Origin of the sequence: Stenotrophomonas maltophilia (assembly GCF_003970865.1) — a bacterium.
Taxonomy (GTDB): Bacteria; Pseudomonadota; Gammaproteobacteria; order Xanthomonadales; family Xanthomonadaceae; genus Stenotrophomonas; species Stenotrophomonas maltophilia_AR.
Map to the genome: position 1 here is coordinate 28555 of NZ_RXLZ01000027.1, position 15601 is coordinate 44155.

General features: G+C 66.5%; 18 protein-coding genes. 6 read left to right on the forward strand and 12 right to left on the reverse strand.

The window, feature by feature from the left end:
- The first annotated feature begins 30 nt into the window (after positions 1–30).
- Positions 31–663, forward strand: coding sequence for a uracil phosphoribosyltransferase (gene upp, locus EKL94_RS10805; protein ID WP_126929103.1), 633 nt, complete (start codon positions 31–33; stop codon positions 661–663).
- Positions 664–723: 60 nt separating this feature from the next.
- On the opposite strand, the gene EKL94_RS10810 is transcribed toward upp, so the two are convergent.
- Both EKL94_RS10810 and EKL94_RS10815 read right to left on the reverse strand, forming a co-directional pair.
- Positions 724–1203 (reverse strand): SRPBCC family protein, encoded by a 480-nt coding sequence (locus EKL94_RS10810; RefSeq protein WP_126929104.1) that lies wholly within the window; start codon positions 1201–1203, stop codon positions 724–726.
- On the reverse strand, positions 1175–1609 hold the full coding sequence (locus tag EKL94_RS10815; protein ID WP_260473416.1) for an ArsR/SmtB family transcription factor: 435 nt from the start codon (positions 1607–1609) through the stop codon (positions 1175–1177). Before EKL94_RS10815 ends, EKL94_RS10810 begins: the two co-directional genes overlap by 29 nt.
- 57 nt (positions 1610–1666) lie before the next feature.
- On the opposite strand from EKL94_RS10815, the gene EKL94_RS10820 reads away from it, so the two are divergent.
- On the forward strand, positions 1667–1960 hold the full coding sequence (locus tag EKL94_RS10820) for a PsiF family protein (protein WP_126929105.1): 294 nt from the start codon (positions 1667–1669) through the stop codon (positions 1958–1960).
- An 85-nt stretch (positions 1961–2045) separates the two neighbouring features.
- Here the strand turns inward: EKL94_RS10820 and EKL94_RS10825 are convergent, their stop codons facing one another.
- The 6 genes from EKL94_RS10825 to rsmD form a co-directional block, all read right to left on the reverse strand.
- The gene (locus EKL94_RS10825) at positions 2046–2933 is read right to left on the reverse strand and encodes an MBL fold metallo-hydrolase (RefSeq protein ID WP_019338337.1); all 888 of its coding nucleotides are present in this window, start codon (positions 2931–2933) and stop codon (positions 2046–2048) included.
- A gap of 121 nt (positions 2934–3054) precedes the next feature.
- The gene (gene ggt, locus EKL94_RS10830) at positions 3055–4785 is read right to left on the reverse strand and encodes a gamma-glutamyltransferase (protein WP_126929106.1); all 1731 of its coding nucleotides are present in this window, start codon (positions 4783–4785) and stop codon (positions 3055–3057) included.
- The gene (locus tag EKL94_RS10835; RefSeq protein WP_004153175.1) at positions 4782–5063 is read right to left on the reverse strand and encodes a YfhL family 4Fe-4S dicluster ferredoxin; all 282 of its coding nucleotides are present in this window, start codon (positions 5061–5063) and stop codon (positions 4782–4784) included. Before EKL94_RS10835 ends, ggt begins: the two co-directional genes overlap by 4 nt.
- A 132-nt stretch (positions 5064–5195) precedes the next feature.
- Positions 5196–5687, reverse strand: a complete 492-nt coding sequence (locus EKL94_RS10840; RefSeq protein ID WP_004153167.1) for a hypothetical protein — start codon at positions 5685–5687, stop codon at positions 5196–5198.
- A 61-nt stretch (positions 5688–5748) separates the two neighbouring features.
- Positions 5749–6258, reverse strand: coding sequence for a pantetheine-phosphate adenylyltransferase (gene coaD, locus EKL94_RS10845; RefSeq protein WP_008267036.1), 510 nt, complete (start codon positions 6256–6258; stop codon positions 5749–5751).
- A gap of 26 nt (positions 6259–6284) precedes the next feature.
- The gene (gene rsmD, locus EKL94_RS10850) at positions 6285–6863 is read right to left on the reverse strand and encodes a 16S rRNA (guanine(966)-N(2))-methyltransferase RsmD (protein ID WP_126929107.1); all 579 of its coding nucleotides are present in this window, start codon (positions 6861–6863) and stop codon (positions 6285–6287) included.
- A 727-nt stretch (positions 6864–7590) separates the two neighbouring features.
- Here rsmD and htpG point away from each other — a divergent pair.
- Positions 7591–9480 carry a molecular chaperone HtpG gene (gene htpG / locus EKL94_RS10860; protein WP_126929108.1) on the forward strand — a complete coding sequence of 630 codons (1890 nt, stop codon included), beginning with the start codon at positions 7591–7593 and terminating at the stop codon, positions 9478–9480.
- A gap of 157 nt (positions 9481–9637) precedes the next feature.
- On the opposite strand, the gene EKL94_RS10865 is transcribed toward htpG, so the two are convergent.
- Positions 9638–9937 carry a hypothetical protein gene (locus tag EKL94_RS10865; RefSeq protein WP_126929109.1) on the reverse strand — a complete coding sequence of 100 codons (300 nt, stop codon included), beginning with the start codon at positions 9935–9937 and terminating at the stop codon, positions 9638–9640.
- Between the two features lie 129 nt (positions 9938–10066).
- On the opposite strand from EKL94_RS10865, the gene ftsY reads away from it, so the two are divergent.
- The 3 genes from ftsY (at position 10067) to EKL94_RS10880 (ending at position 12894) form a co-directional block, all read left to right on the forward strand.
- The gene (gene ftsY, locus EKL94_RS10870; protein WP_126929110.1) at positions 10067–11374 is read left to right on the forward strand and encodes a signal recognition particle-docking protein FtsY; all 1308 of its coding nucleotides are present in this window, start codon (positions 10067–10069) and stop codon (positions 11372–11374) included.
- 120 nt (positions 11375–11494) lie between these two features.
- Positions 11495–12619, forward strand: coding sequence for an A/G-specific adenine glycosylase (gene mutY / locus EKL94_RS10875; protein ID WP_126929111.1), 1125 nt, complete (start codon positions 11495–11497; stop codon positions 12617–12619).
- Positions 12620–12624: 5 nt separating this feature from the next.
- Positions 12625–12894 carry an oxidative damage protection protein gene (locus EKL94_RS10880; protein ID WP_014036808.1) on the forward strand — a complete coding sequence of 90 codons (270 nt, stop codon included), beginning with the start codon at positions 12625–12627 and terminating at the stop codon, positions 12892–12894.
- Between the two features lie 74 nt (positions 12895–12968).
- Here EKL94_RS10880 and EKL94_RS10885 read toward each other — a convergent pair whose 3' ends face one another.
- The 3 genes from EKL94_RS10885 to EKL94_RS10895 all read right to left on the reverse strand — a co-directional run bounded on the left by EKL94_RS10885 (position 12969) and on the right by EKL94_RS10895 (position 15594).
- Entirely contained in the window at positions 12969–13418 is a 450-nt protein-coding gene (locus tag EKL94_RS10885) for a DUF6491 family protein (protein ID WP_126929112.1), read from the reverse strand.
- Between the two features lie 228 nt (positions 13419–13646).
- Positions 13647–14360 carry a lipoprotein-releasing ABC transporter ATP-binding protein LolD gene (gene lolD, locus EKL94_RS10890; RefSeq protein ID WP_126929113.1) on the reverse strand — a complete coding sequence of 238 codons (714 nt, stop codon included), beginning with the start codon at positions 14358–14360 and terminating at the stop codon, positions 13647–13649.
- Positions 14353–15594 carry a lipoprotein-releasing ABC transporter permease subunit gene (locus tag EKL94_RS10895; protein ID WP_126929114.1) on the reverse strand — a complete coding sequence of 414 codons (1242 nt, stop codon included), beginning with the start codon at positions 15592–15594 and terminating at the stop codon, positions 14353–14355. Before EKL94_RS10895 ends, lolD begins: the two co-directional genes overlap by 8 nt.
- Positions 15595–15601 lie beyond the last annotated feature (7 nt).

Below are 15601 nucleotides of genomic sequence, written 5' to 3' on the forward strand. Positions count from 1 at the left end.
CGCCCTCTCTCCTTCTCCCCCCTTCCGACCATGAAGATCGTCGAAGTGCGCCACCCGCTGGTGCAGCACAAGATCGGCCTGATGCGCAACGCTGCGCTCAGCACCAAGGATTTCCGCGAACTGGCCAACGAGCTGGGTACGCTGCTGGCCTACGAGGCCACCGCCGACCTGGACACCGAGCCGCACACCCTGCCCGGCTGGTCCGGCCCGGTCACCGTGCAGCGCATTGCGGGCGCCAAGATCACCGTGGTGCCGATCCTGCGCGCCGGCCTGGGCATGCTCAGCGGCGTGCTGTCGCTGATCCCGGCCGCCCGCGTCAGCGTAGTGGGCCTGCAGCGCGATGAGGAAACCCTGCAGCCGGTGCCTTACTTCGAGCGCCTGACCGGCCGCCTGGAAGAGCGCGACGCGCTGATCCTGGACCCGATGCTGGCCACCGGCGGCACCCTGATCGCCACCATCGACATGCTCAAGCGTGCCGGTGCCCGCCGCATCAAGGGCATCTTCCTGGTCGCCGCGCCGGAAGGCATCGAAGCGGTCAAGGCCGTGCACCCGGACGTGGAGATCTACACCGCGGCCATCGACGCCCAGCTCAACGACAAGGGCTACATCCTGCCGGGCCTGGGCGATGCCGGTGACCGTATCTTCGGTACCCGCGTCGGCTGATCCGGCGAACCGGGGTCAGCGCCCTTTCACAGCGAAAGGGATCTGACCCCAGGCACGGCATTACAGACCGGCCGCGAAGGCTTCCAGCTGGCCGATGACGGTGTTCCAGCCGTCGAAGAAGCCCAGCTGCTCATGCTGGTCACGCAGGGCCTTGTCCGGGTGCATTACCCGCGCGGTGTAGCGGCAGCCCTGCCCCTCGTCCTCCATGGTGATGATGGCGGTGAAGCCCAGCCAGGGGGACTGCGGTCGCCAGCCCGCACCCAGCATCGAGGTGAACACCAGGTGCTGCTGCGGCACGATCTCCAGGAAGCTGCCCGGGTTGTCACTACTGCCGCCATCCGGTCCTTGCATGAAGGTGTGGAAGGCCCCGCCGGGGCGCAGGTCGAATGCACGCACCTCGGTGGTCCAGGGCTTCGGGCACCACCACTGGCGCAGCAGTTCCGGGTCGGTCCAGGCCCGCCACAAGGCTGCACGCGGTGCGTTCAGCACACGGCTGATGACCAGATCGGTGTCAGGGTTGTTGCCTGCGTCTACGGCCATGGGCCTGCTCCTGTCGGTGAAGGGTTTCGACGAAATCGACCATGCGGTCGGCGCGCGCCTCCCATACGGCACGTTGTTCGGCCAGCCACTGTTCGGCCTGCCTCAGCCGCGCCGGCACCAGTTCGCAGGTGCGTACGCGCCCCTGCTTGCGGCTGCTCACCACGCCACTGCGTTCCAGCACGGCCAGATGTTTCATCAGCGAGGGCAAAGCCATCTCGAAGGGCTCGGCCAGCATCGATACCGTGCGCGGCCCCTGCCCCAACGCGGCCACGATCGCGCAACGGGTCGGGTCGGCCAGTGCCTGGAAGACCTCTTGAATGGCTGGATCACACTTACCCATATGGCTAAGTAATACGCCGATCTGAACGTTGCCGCAAGCAGGCGCGGCAATGGCGTGATTCTTCACGTGGCCTTGCAGGCTGGAAGCGAATGCTCCGCCCACCCGCCACCCTTGGAGCTCCCGATGAAAGCCTCTTTCCTGCTGGCCGCCGTCCTGCTGGTCGGCCTGCCCCTGGCTGCCAATGCCACCACTCCGCAGCAGCAGCGCATGGCCGACTGCTCGGCCAAGAACAAGGGCTTGAAGGGTGATGCCTACAAGACTGCACAGAGCTCCTGCCTCAGCGGCCACGCCGCCGAGACCAAGGCGGCCAATCCGCAGCAGGAGCGCATGCGCAAGTGCAACGCCGATGCCGGCGCGAAGAAACTGGCGGGTGATGCGCGCAAGACCTTCATGAGCAGCTGCCTGAAGGCGTCGTAATCGTCGTGTCCGGATAAAACGCCATCCACGCATGGCGTGGATACACCGTCATCAGTAAAAGGCCGGGCATTGCCCGGCCTTTTCATTACCCCAGGGCGCGTGCCTTCAGCTCGCCCTGTTCGTGCAGGGTCACGAAACGTCCCTTGTCATCCCTGCCTAGCTGCGCCAACGCCACCTGCGGGTCGTGGGTGAAGAACAACCGCACGTTGCGCGCCAGCTTGTCTTCAAGGAACTGCCGCTTCTCGTCGATCAGCAGCTCGGCATTGCGGTCGTAGCCCATGGTGATCGGCACATGTACCCATGAGCGCCCCGGGATCAGGTCGGCACAGAACACCACGCCACCATGCGCACTTTCGCCGGCATGCGCGTGTCCGACGATCTCGGCCAGCATCAGCCCCGGCGTATGCCCGTCACTGTAGCTGAAGCGTACGCTGCGGCCGAGCGCCTTCGAGTACTCCCCGTCCACCACTTCCAGCCGGCCACTGGCCTGCAGCAGGCCCGGCAGTTCCGGAATGAAGCTGGCGCGATCGCGCGGGTGTGGCTGCACGGCGCGCTGCCAATGCTGCGCGCCGACCACATAGGTTGCGTTGGGGAACAGCAGCTCGGGCTCACGCCCTTCGCTCCATGCCGCCAGCAGGCCACCGGCATGATCGAAGTGCAGGTGGCTGAGCACCACCACGTCGATATCCTCGTGCTCGAAGCCGGCTTCGCGCAGCGAATCGATCAGCACATGCTGGCTTTCCTGCACGCCGTAGCGCTCGCGCATGCGCGGATCGAAGAACGCGCCGATACCGGTTTCAAACAGCACCGTCTTGCCTTCAAGCGGGCTGGCAAGCAGCGCGCGGCAGGCCAGCTCGATGCGATTGAGCTCGTCCGGTGCCGCCCATTTTTCCCACAACGCGCGCGGCGCGTTGCCGAACATCGCGCCGCCATCAAGGCGCTGCGAGTTTCCACGAATAGACCAGAGTTTCATGTGTCGATTATCGTTGCCGGCTCGTTAAATAATCGCTAGAAGGGGAAACAGAAAACCCCGCCGGCAAAGGCGGGGTTTCGGTAGTCGGCCGGTTTGCCGGCCAGCAGCCGGCACGAGCGGATCAGTGTGCCGGTACGACCTGGGCACTGCCCACCGGATTGCGCGGGTCGCTGCCGCCGAACAGCGTGTTCGCCTTGCGGTCCCATTCCACGGTCTGCAGGTTGCCCCACACATGGCTGGACCCGCGGCCGCCTGCGGCAACGTCGCCCGGCAGGTCGATCTTGTGACCCATCGCCTGCAGCTGCTTCACCGTCGCCGCATCGAACGCATCGTCCTCGGCTTCGATCAGGTCCGGCAGCCACTGGTGGTGGTAGCGCGGCAGCGCGGCAACCTGCTGCGCATCCAGGCCGTCGTCATAGCCGAGGATGCCAAGCAGCACCATGGTGATGATGCGGCTGCCACCCGGCGTGCCCAGCACCACCACCTTGTCGGCGTTCTCCATGAAGGTCGGCGTCATCGAGCTGAGCATGCGCTTGCCCGCCTTCGGCGCATTGGCTTCATAGCCCATCACGCCGAACGCATTGGGCGTGCCCGGCTTCAGCGCGAAGTCGTCCATCTCGTTGTTCAGCAGCACGCCGGTGCCCTTGGGAATCAGCCCCGAGCCATACAGCAGGTTGACGGTCTGGGTGGCGCCGACACGGTTGCCGTCACGGTCGATGATCGAGAAGTGCGTGGTCTCGTCATCTTCCAGCGGCGTCGGGTTGCCCGACAGCAGGTCGCTGGGCGTGGCCTTCTCCGGATGGATGGTCGCCCGCAGGCCCTGTGCGTAGTCCTTGCTGGTCAGCACCTTCTGCGGGATCTGCACGAAGTCCGGATCGCCGAGGAAGAAGGTGCGGTCGCGGTAGGCGCGACGCATCGATTCCACCACCAGGTGGGTGCGGTGCGCCGGGTCCATCTTCTTGATGTCCCAGCCTTCCAGGATCTGCAGCATGCTGGCCAGCGCGATGCCACCGGACGACGGCGGCGGCGCGGTGGTGATCTTCCAGCCGTTGTAGTTGAACACGATCGGTTCGCGCTGCTTCACGCGATAGCCAGCCAGCTCTTCAGCGGTCCACTTGCCGCCGGCCTGCTTCACGCCGGCCAGCAGCAGCTTTCCGGTCTGGCCCTTGTAGAACCCATCGAAGCCACCCGCAGCCAGGCGCTCCAGCGTCTGCGCCAGTTCCGGCTGCTTGAACAGGTCACCGCTGGCGATCGGCTTGCCGTTGCGCAGGTAGACCTCGCGCGTGCCGGGATAGCGCTCCATCACTTCACGGCGCGAGGCATAGCCCTTGGCCATGCGGTCGTACACCGGGAAGCCTTCGCGCGCGATGCGGATGGCCGGCTGCAGCGACGCTGACAGGGGCAGCTTTCCGTGCTTGGCCGACAGCTCGACCAGCGCTGCGGGCAGGCCGGGAATACCCGCCGACCAGGCACCATTGACCGAACGATCACGATCCAGGTTGCCCTGCTTGTCGAGGAAGGCCTGCGGAGTTGCCGCGGCCGGCGCGGTCTCGCGCGCGTCCAGCATCACGTCCTTGCCGGTGGCCGCGTCGTGCAGCAGGAAGAAGCCACCACCGCCCAGCCCGGAACTGATCGGCTCGACCACCGCCAGCGTGGACGATACCGCCACCGCGGCGTCGAAGGCGTTGCCGCCCTGGGCCAGGATATCGATGCCGGCCTGGGTGGCCAGCGCGTGGCCGCTGGCAATGGCCGCGCCATCGGGGCGCTCGGCACGGGCCGGGCTGTCGGCCCAGGCAATCGGGCTCAGCAGCAGGCCGAGCAGCAACAGGGGGCGGACGATCAGCGTCTTCATTCGGATGGGGGCTCCGCGTAGAGTTCGGGGTGATCGTGCTGCAGCTGGCGCAGCTTGGCCAGCAGCTGGTCTTCCGTTTCCACGATCTCCGGGTCCGGGTCGATGCACTCGACCGGGCAGACGACCACGCACTGTGGCTCGTCGAAATGACCCACGCATTCGGTACAGCGCGCAGGGTCGATCACGTAGATGGTTTCACCCATCGCAATGGCCTGGTTCGGGCAGGCCGGCTCGCATACGTCGCAGTTGACGCAGAGCTCGTTGATTTTCAGCGACACGGCGATACTCCTCGCCCGCGCCCTGGGACAAAGGACCGGCCAGCGCGGGCGCGCGGGCCGGTCAGGTCATCAGCGGCGCCCTTGCAGGACGCCGCCCGGGCCATGCCGGAGCATGGCCGCCATGGCTCGGTATTACTTGGCTTCGACGAAAATGTACTCGGCACCGGTCGGCTGGATCGCAGCCTGCACGCGGGCGTTGTCGGCCGACTGGCCGATGAAGACGACGCGCACGCCCTTCATCGAATCCGGCGACACGTCCTTGAACACGGCCTGGATCATGTCCGCCATCTTGCCCGAGGCCGACGAACCGAAGGCCAGCATGTTGCCCGGCTGCACGCCACGGGCCACGGCCTGGGTCGCGCTCTCGGTCTGGCGCTCGTACTTGGCCTGGAAGTCCGGATCCGATTCCGGCGAGAGGTAGTACAGGAACGGGCTGTTGGTGATGTTGCCCATGTTCTGGATCGCCACTTCCTGCAGGTACTTCTTCCAGCCTGCATCGTCGTCCTTGGACGGAGCGACCAGGGCCTGCTTGGCCTCGTCGACCGGAGCGGCCTCTTCCTTCTTGCAAGCGGTGAAGGCCAGGGCCAACGAAGCGATCAGCATCGCGCGCATGGTGGTGTTCATGGGTTTCCTCCCGGAATGGTGCGTGGTGTTGTACGTAATGGGGTGCGGGTACAGCGGGGGCTTACGACTGTGCCGACTTCGCTTCGCGGACCTTGCGCAGGGCTTCGAGCACCGCGGCCGGCACGAAACCGGACACGTCGCCGCCCAGGCGCGCGATCTCGCGGACCAGCGAGGACGAAATGAAGCTGTGCTGCTCGGCCGGGGTCAGGAACAGGGTCTCGACCTCGGGAATCAGATGGCGGTTCATGCTGGCCATCTGGAACTCGTACTCGAAGTCGGACACCGCGCGCAGGCCGCGCAGCAGCACCCCGCCCTGGACCGAACGTACGAAATGGGCCAGCAGGGTATCGAAGCCGATGACCTCGACGTTGCTGTGGTGGCCCAGTGCGCCACGTGCCAGCTGCACGCGCTGCTCCAGCGGCAGCGCCGGGCCCTTGGACGGGCTCTGCGCCACGCCGACCACGACCTTTTCGAACAGCGGCGCGGCCCGGCTCACCAGGTCGATATGACCATTGGTGATGGGGTCGAACGTGCCGGGGTAAACGGCAATGCGGCGATTGGCCACGGTCATGGGCGGTTGCAGATGTTCAGATGAGGTCAAAGTGTAGCAGTGGCACGGCGGTACAGGGCAAAGCGCACCTCGCGGGTGCCGCCCTCGCGGTGCAGCAGCCAGTCCGGCGGCAGCACCGGTACGTGCCCGGCCGGCGATTCCAGGTACAGCCAGGCATCGGCGCCCAGATGCCGCGGCAGCTGGGCCAGCACGTCCTGCCACAGGCCATCGGCAAACGGCGGGTCGATGAAGACCAGATCGGCCTGCTGCGCCTGCGCCCCTTGCAGCCAGCGCAGGGCATCGGCCTGCACGACGGTGATCTGGTCGGCGGCCTGCAGCTTGGCCACGGCCGCGGTCAGATTGCGTCCCAGCTGCGCGTCGCGCTCGACCAGGGTGGCGTGGGCGGCACCACGCGAGACCGCCTCCAGGCCCAGCGCACCACTGCCAGCGAACAGGTCCAGCACCCGCGCGCCGCCCAGTTTGGGCATCAACCAGTTGAAAAGGGTCTCGCGCACGCGGTCACTGCTGGGCCGCAGCCCCGGCAAGGTCGGGACCGGCAGGCGGGTATTGCGCCAGCGACCGCCGATGATGCGGACCTGACCGTCATTGCCGCCACGGCCGCTCATCGGCGTCCCCGGCGGGGGTTGTTCGAGAAATTCAGCATGAGCGGGATTGTAGTCGTCCGGGCGGCGCCCGGAACCCGCAGAAGCCGAAGCAACGGCCGAAGCAACTTCAAAAGCTGGTTTCCTGTGGGTTGGCGGGGTGGGTCAGGTTGTGGGGGACGCCGTGAAGCCGTCCCTGGGGGCTTGGCCGCGGCATCCATGCCGCGGACACCCCCACAACCTGACCCACCCCGCCTTCGACAATTTCCTGCGATCTGTCGGAACGTCTCTTGTCTTGGGGTCAGACCCGTTTTCCTGCGGAAAACGGGTCTGACCCCAGATTTATTTGGATATCTGACAAATGTGTCGACCAAGGTCGACACCCACCAACAGCCGAGTGAACCTGTCAGAGGCGGGGCGGTGTGGGTTGGCAGGACCGTTGGCGCCATGGATGGCGCCATCGAGCCCCCAGGGGTGAGGGCGCTTTGCTTGCGAAGCACTGCTTCGTAAGCGCCCGAACGCCCAGCCGCTAGCGGCTGGGCCGGCCTGGGGGTTTACGGCGTGTCCTGCCAACCCACACCGCCCCGCCATCCCACGGATAGCCCGCTGTTGCTGTTGCTGATGTTGCTTCGGCCTCTGCAGGTGCAGGGCTGCAAGCCCTGCCGACCAACCCCTTGATTTCGGGACAATCAGCCATACCCCTTGGCGAGGCCGCACGCGCTGGCGCGGCATTGCACATGGAGCCTTATCGATGACCGAGACCACCCAGACCGAAACCCTTGGCTTCCAGACCGAAGTCAAGCAGCTGCTGCAGCTGATGATCCACTCGCTGTACTCCAACAAGGAAATCTTCCTCCGCGAGCTGGTCTCCAATGCCGCCGACGCCGCCGACAAGCTGCGCTTCGAGGCCCTGACCCAGCCGGCCCTGCTGGAAGGCGACAGCGAACTGCGCGTGCGCGTCAGCTTCGACCCCACCGCCCACACCATCACCATCGAAGACAACGGCATCGGCATGAGCCGCGCCGAAGCCATCGCCCACCTCGGCACCATCGCCAAGTCCGGCACCGGCGACTTCCTGCGCCAGCTGTCCGGCGACCAGAAGAAGGACTCGCAGCTGATCGGCCAGTTCGGCGTCGGCTTCTACAGTGCCTTCATCGTTGCAGACCAAGTGGAAGTAACCTCGCGCCGCGCCGGCCTGGCTGCGGGCGAAGGCGTGCGCTGGACCTCGCGCGGCGAAGGCGATTTCGAAGTGGCCACCGTCGACAAGGCCGAACGCGGCACCCGCATCGTGCTGCACCTGAAGGATGGCGAGCACGACTTCGCCGATGGCTGGCGCCTGCGCAGCATTCTCAAGAAGTATTCGGATCACATCGGCCTGCCGATCCAGATGCCGAAGGAAGGCGAAGAAGGCGCTGCCGGCGAGTGGGAAACCGTCAACCGCGCCAGCGCGCTGTGGACCCGCCCGCGCACCGAGATCAGCGACGCCGAGTACACCGAGTTCTACAAGCACGTGGCACACGACCACAGCGATCCGCTGGCGTGGAGCCACAACAAGGTTGAAGGCAAGCTGGAGTACACCTCGCTGCTGTACGTGCCCGGCCGCGCGCCGTTCGACCTGTATCACCGCGATGCGCCCAAGGGCTTGAAGCTGTACGTGCAGCGCGTGTTCGTGATGGACCAGGCCGAGCAGTTCCTGCCGCTGTACCTGCGCTTCATCAAGGGCGTGGTCGATTCCAACGATCTGTCGCTGAACGTCTCGCGCGAGATCCTGCAGTCCGGTCCGGTCATCGACTCGATGAAGGCCGCGCTGACCAAGCGCTCGCTGGACATGCTGGAAAAGCTGGCCGCCGACAAGCCCGAGCAGTACGCCACGTTCTGGAAGGAATTCGGCCAGGTGCTGAAGGAAGGCCCGGCCGAGGACTACAACAACCGCGAGAAGGTGGCCGGCCTGCTGCGCTTCGCCTCCACACGTGGCGACGGCGATACACAGAGCGTGTCGCTGGCCGATTACCTCGGCCGCATGACCGAAGGCCAGGACAAGATCTATTACCTGACCGGCGAGAGCTACAGCCAGGTGCGCAACAGCCCGCACCTGGAAGTGTTCCGCAAGAAGGGCGTGGAAGTGCTGCTGCTGACCGACCGCATCGACGAGTGGCTGATGGGCTACCTGACCGATTTCGACGGCAAGGGCTTTGTCGACATCGCCCGTGGCGACCTGGACCTGGGCGCGCTGGAAACCGAAGCGGACAAGCAGGAGCAGGAAGCGGCAGCGAAGGACAAGCAGGGCCTGGTCGAGCGACTGAAGACGGTGCTGGGCGATGACGTGGCCGAAGTGCGCGTGTCGCACCGCCTGACCGATTCGCCGGCGGTGCTGGCCATCGGCGAACAGGACCTGGGCCTGCAGATGCGCCAGATCCTGGAAGCCAGCGGGCAGAAGGTGCCGGACAGCAAGCCGGTGCTGGAAATCAACCCGGGTCATCCGTTGATCGCCAAGCTCGATGCCGAAGCCGATGGCGCGCGCTTCGACGATCTGGGCCGGGTGCTGTTCGACCAGGCCGCGCTGGCCGCCGGCGACAGCCTGAAGGACCCGGGCGCCTATGTGGCGCGCCTGAACAAGCTGCTGCTGGAGCTGTCGGCCTGATCGACAGGGTGGTCGCCGGGCACGGCCCGGTCTACCCGGCGATGCTCTGGTAGAGGCCAACCTTGGTTGGCGCCCAAAAAGCGTGCCAACCAAGGTTGGCACCCACCAGGGGGGCGAGCGTGTCAACCAAGGTTGACACCCACCAAAGCCGGGCGGCTCAGACCTCCCGATCCAGCAGCGAGCCCAGCATCTGGTCCTGGCGACGGATCACCGTGGCATTGGCGGCGAAGGCCACCACTTCGGCTTTCGCTGCCAGCAGATCTCCCAGTGGTGCACTGACATCGGCGCCGGCAGGGGTCACCGCGGCCTGCACCCCGCCCTGCTCCACAGCACTACGCTGCAGCTGCAGGCGCTGGGCATCGGGAGTCGCCAGGTTGGCCACGTTGTGCGCGGCCACCTGCACGCCCTGCTGGGCCGCACGCATCCCGCTGAGGGCGATTCCCATCACGTTGTTCATGGCGGTCTCCGGGCCGCTCCGCGCAGCCCTCCGGACCGGTTAACGGCCGGCGGGCCGCGACCTTGAGTCCACATCGGCCCGACAGGCCCGAGTGGTAGCATATCCCTCTGATTTCAGCGCCTTTTGCCAATGCTCAGTTTTTTCCGCCGCAAGAAGCCCCAGGATGCCCCCGCAACGGAGGCTCCCAAGACCCAGCACTACTCGGCTGAAGAGCTGGCGGCGGCGTTCCCGTCGGCCGCGCCGGCCGAGGACAAGGAGCCGGTCCCAGTAGCGCCTCCGGCTGCGCCTGCTACCGTCGAGCCGCCGACGATCGCTCCGGTCGCCGTCGAGCCCATTCCGGTGGTTCCGGCTCCGATAGCACAGATTCCGGCAGCTCCGGCGCCGAGCGCTCCAGCGCCGGCGGCGCAGATCGACGTCGCCCCCATCGCGACCCCGGCCATCGAACCGGCACCCGCACCGGTACCGGCCACCGACGACCTGCCGGCCGCCGCCTCGGTCGATGCCGTGCCTGCAACTGCCGGCAAGCCCGGCTGGCGCGAGCGCCTGCGCAACAGCGTCATCGCGCGCAGTTTTGGCGGCCTGTTCTCGCGCAACCCCAAGCTCGACGACGACCTGCTGGACGAGCTGGAAACCGCATTGATCACCGCCGATGTCGGCGTGGGTGCCACCACCGATCTGGTCGAGGGCCTGCGCAAGCGCATGAAGTCGCGCGAGTTCGCCGATGCCAACGCCCTGCTGGCCGCACTGCGCAGCGAACTGATCGCAATCCTGCAGCCGGTGGCCAAGCCGCTGGTGATCGACCGCAACGCCAAGCCCTTCGTGGTGCTGACCGTCGGCGTCAACGGCGTCGGCAAGACCACCACCATCGGCAAGCTGGCCAAGCGCTTCAAGGATGAGGGCCACAGCCTGATGCTGGCCGCCGGCGACACCTTCCGCGCCGCCGCCGTCGCACAGCTCCAGGCCTGGGGCGAGCGCAACGGCGTGGCCGTGGTCGCCCAAGGGCAGAACGCCGATGCCGCTTCGGTGGCATTCGATGCGCTGCAGGCCGGCAAGGCCCGCGGCACCTCGGTGCTGATCGCCGATACCGCCGGCCGCCTGCACACCCAGTCCGGCCTGATGAACGAGCTGGGCAAGATCCGCCGCGTGCTCGGCAAGATCGACGCCACTGCACCGCACGAAGTACTGATGGTGATCGACGGCACCACCGGCCAGAACGCGCTGTCGCAGCTGCGCCAGTTCAACGCTGCGGTGAACGTGACCGGCCTGGTGGTGACCAAGCTGGACGGCACTGCCAAGGGCGGCGTGGTGTTCGCGCTGGCCCGCGAGTTCGGCATTCCGATCCGTTTCGCCGGCATCGGCGAGCGCCCGGAAGACCTGCGCGTGTTCGACCCGGAAGCCTTCGTCGACGCCCTGCTGCCCGAAGCGCTGGGCGGCTGATACACCGTGCAGCCACGCATGGCGTGGCTCTACTGCGCTCCGGGCCACGCGGGGTTCATCGCGGCGGCACCCACCACAGTAGAGCCACCCCATGGGTGGCTGCCCACCTCCGGAATACCGATGCCCCGCCAGCCGCACGCCAGCGCCGGAACCACGCAGACCGACGACTTCGTCGCCCACCTGCTGCATTGGTTCGACGACCACGGCCGCCACGACCTGCCCTGGCAGCATCCGCGCAGCCCCTATCGGGTCTGGTTGTCGGAAATCATGCTGCAGCAGACCCAGGTGACCACGGTCATCCCGTACTTCCAGCGGTTCCTGCAGCACTTCCCGACCCTGCCCGACCTCGCCGCCGCCAGCAACGACGCGGTGATGGCGCAGTGGGCGGGGCTCGGCTACTACGCCCGCGCACGCAACCTCCATGCCGCTGCAAAGCGCTGCGTGGAACTGCACGGCGGCGATCTGCCGCGTGATTTCGACGCGTTGCACGCGCTGCCCGGCATCGGCCGCAGCACCGCTGGCGCGATCCTCAGCCAGGCCTGGAACGACCCGTTCGCGATCCTCGATGGCAACGTCAAGCGCGTGCTCAGCCGCTACCACGGCATCGACGGCTTCCCGGGCCTGCCGGCCATCGAGAAGCAGTTGTGGGCGATGGCCGAGGCGCACGTGGCGCAGGTGCCGGCCGGGCGCATGGCCGATTACACCCAGGCGCAGATGGACCTGGGCGCGACCGTATGCAGCCGCGCCAAACCCGCCTGCGTGATCTGCCCGCTGCAGGACGCGTGCGTGGCGCGCCGTGAAGGCCGCACCGCTGAACTACCCACGCACAAGCCCAGCAAAACCCTGCCCGAGCGCGAAGCAGTGGCCCTGCTGCTGCGCGACACCCAGCAGCGCGTGCTGCTGCAGAAGCGGCCGGACACCGGCATCTGGGCGCAGCTGTGGACGCTGCCGCAGGCCGACGCCGGCAGCGTGCTTCAGGACTGGTTCGATGCCCATGTCGACGGCTCGCTGGAAGATGCCGAAGAGCTGCCGGTACTGCAGCACACCTTCAGCCACTACAGGCTGCACCTTCAGGTACTGTCGCGGCAGGTGCACGGCCTGCGGGTAGAAGAACCCACGCTGCGCTGGGTCGCCGTCGATGAACTGCCCGCACTGGGCCTGCCGGCGCCGATCCGCAAACTGCTCGACGGCGCCACGATCAAGACGCCGAAACGAACTACCAAGAAACCCCGCAACCACGAGTGAGTGCCATGCCCCGAACCGTCTTCTGCCAGTACGAACAACGCGATGCCGAAGGTTTGGACTTCGTGCCCTACCCCGGCGAGCTGGGCCAGCGCATCTTCAACAACATCGGCAAGCAGGCCTGGGCCGCATGGCTGGCGCACCAGACCATGCTGATCAACGAAAACCGCCTGTCGCCGCGCACGCCGGAACATCGCGCGTTCCTTGAAGGCGAACTGGTCAAGTTCCTGTTCGAGAAGGACGCGGAAAAGCCGGCAGGCTTCACCCCGGAAGCCTGACGCACAGGTAGTGCCGGCCGCTGGCCGGCAACCTGGCATCTGCGCGATGCCGGCCAGCGGCCGGCACTACCGCGCTATTTCGTGTTTTCCTCGCGCTCCTGCACCTGCGCCTGGCGCAGCTCCTGCTCCGACGTGCGCAGCGCCTTCACGTCCAGCTTGCGGATGCTGTCGATGAAGCACGGCATGCGTGGACCGCCCGTGGGGTCGCGCACCAGCACCTTGTCGAAGCGCGCCGAAACACGATTCATCTGGCTGGTCAGGCCGATGGCTGTGGCATATGGCAGGTCCTGGCACGCGCCTCTCAATTCCAGCAGATAGGCTTCACTGGGACGCGTCCATACCGCCAGCGCGCTGTCGCCCAGTTCGGTCCAGCCATTGAGGGCGCCGAAGAACTGCATGTCGTTCTGCGGCGCACCGGCGTGGGCACGGTAAAGGTCAAGCTTCTCGGCGCTGCTGAGCCGGCCGGTGGTCGCGCAGGCGGCCAGCGCCAGGCAGAGTCCGGCCATCAGGATCGGGGTCTTCATGGCGATCTCCTCGGGGAACTGTCGCCATCATGCGCCTGGGCTGGCAACGCCGGCGCGACGACCGGCAGCCCCATTCAGGCGCCGGTCGGCGGTCGGCGGTCGACCAAGGTCAACCTCTACCAGAGCAGACCCAAGGCTCCGGATTCCCGTAGTCACCAACCTTGGTTGGCGTTTGCCCTGCAGGAGCAGCCGACCAGGGTCGGCTTCTACCAAAGCGGGCCCGGCGCCTCAGACGTCGGCGTGGGCCAGTGCGTGCAGGCGCCCTTCGCGCAGCTCCAGCACCCGGTCCAGGCGACGCGCCAGGCTGCGGTCGTGGGTGACCAGCACCAGGCTGGTGTGACGCGCACGATTCAGTTCCAGCATCAGCTCGAACACCGTGGCCGCCGTGCGGTCATCCAGGTTGCCGGTCGGCTCGTCACCGAGCACGCAGGCCGGGTGATTGACCAGTGCTCGTGCCACCGCAGCACGCTGGCGCTCGCCACCGGACAGCTCGCCCGGCTTATGGTCCAGGCGATGGCCGAGGCCGACCGCTTCCAGCAGCGTGGTGGCCCGGATGCTCGCCTCGGCCACCGCGGTGCCAGTCAGAAGCACCGGCATCATCACGTTTTCCAGCGCCGTGAACTCCGGCAGCAGGTGATGGAACTGGTAGACGAAGCCCAGCGCCTGGTTGCGCAGCAGGCCACGCGCCGTATCTGACAGCGTCGACATGCGCTGGCCGGTCACGTAGACCTCGCCAGCGGTCGGAGTATCCAGCCCACCCAGCAGGTGCAGCAGCGTGCTTTTGCCGGCACCGGAGGCACCGATGATCGCCACCGTCTCGCCGGCGGTCACGGTCAGGCCAAGTCCATCGAACACCGGGGTCTGCATGCGACCTTCGGCGTAGGTCTTGCCCAGTGCTTCGGCGCGGATCACCTCATCGCCGCGGTTGAAGACCTTATTCATAACGCAGGGCCTCCGCCGGCTGGGTGCGTGCTGCCCGCCAGGCGGGATACAGGGTGGCCAGGAAGCTCATCAGCAACGCGACTACGGTGATCGCCACCACGTCGCCGGTCTGCATGTCGGTCGGCAGGCCGGTGATGTAGTAGACATCCTCCGGCATCAGCTTGACGTTGAACACGCTCTCGATGGCACCGAGTATGCGTTCCAGGTTGAGGGTCAGGGTGATACCGCCGATCAGCCCGGCCAAGGTGCCGAAGATGCCGATCAGCGAGCCCTGCACCATGAACACTTGCATCACCCCGCCCGGGGTCAGGCCGAGCGTGCGCAGGATGGCGATGTCGGCCTGCTTGTCGGTGACCAGCATCACCTGCGAGGACACCAGGTTGAAGGCGCCCATGGCGATGATCAGCGACAACAGGATGCCCATCACCACTTTTTCCATGCGCAGCGAGTGGTAGAGGTTGGCGTTCTGCTGGGTCCAGTCGCTCACGCGGTAGGCGCCGCCGAGGTTCTGTGCCAGGTCCACGCCCACTTCCAGCGAACGGTCCATGTCGTGCAGTTTCAACCGCACGCCAGTAGCACCATCGGACCGCAGCACGCGCTCGAGGTCCTTCATGTTGGCGAAGCCGACGCCGCGGTCGACCTCGTTGTAGCCGGCTTCGAACAGGCCGCTCACGGTAAAGCGTTTCATCCGTGGCACCGCACCGGCAGGCGTACCCTGTACTTCGGCGAAGGTCACCAGCACCTGGTCGCCCACGTCCACGCCCAGCCAGATCGCCAGTTCCTTGCCCAGCAGCAGGTTGAAGCTGCCCGGCTTGAGGCTGTCGTAGCTGCCCTTGGTGACCTTCTTGTCGATCACCGACACCTTCGGCTCCAGGGCCGGGTCGATGCCCTGGATGATCGCGCCCTGCACGCGCGGGCCGCTGATCATCGACTGGATCTCGATGTACGGTGCGGCGCCGGCCACGCGCGGGTCCTTGCTGGCCACGTCGACCACACGCATCCAGTCCGGCATCGGCTCGCCGTCGCGGCTGATGGTGGTGTGCGCGGTCATCTGCAGCAGGCGGCTGCGGATTTCCTTCTGGAAACCGCTCATCACCGCCAACGTGGTGATCAGCACCGTGACGCCGAGCGCGATGCCCAGGATCGATGCCATCGAGATGAAGGAGATGAAGCCATTGCGGCGCTTGGCGCGCAGGTAACGCAGACCAATCGCTACGGGAAGGGGTTTGAACATGCAGGCA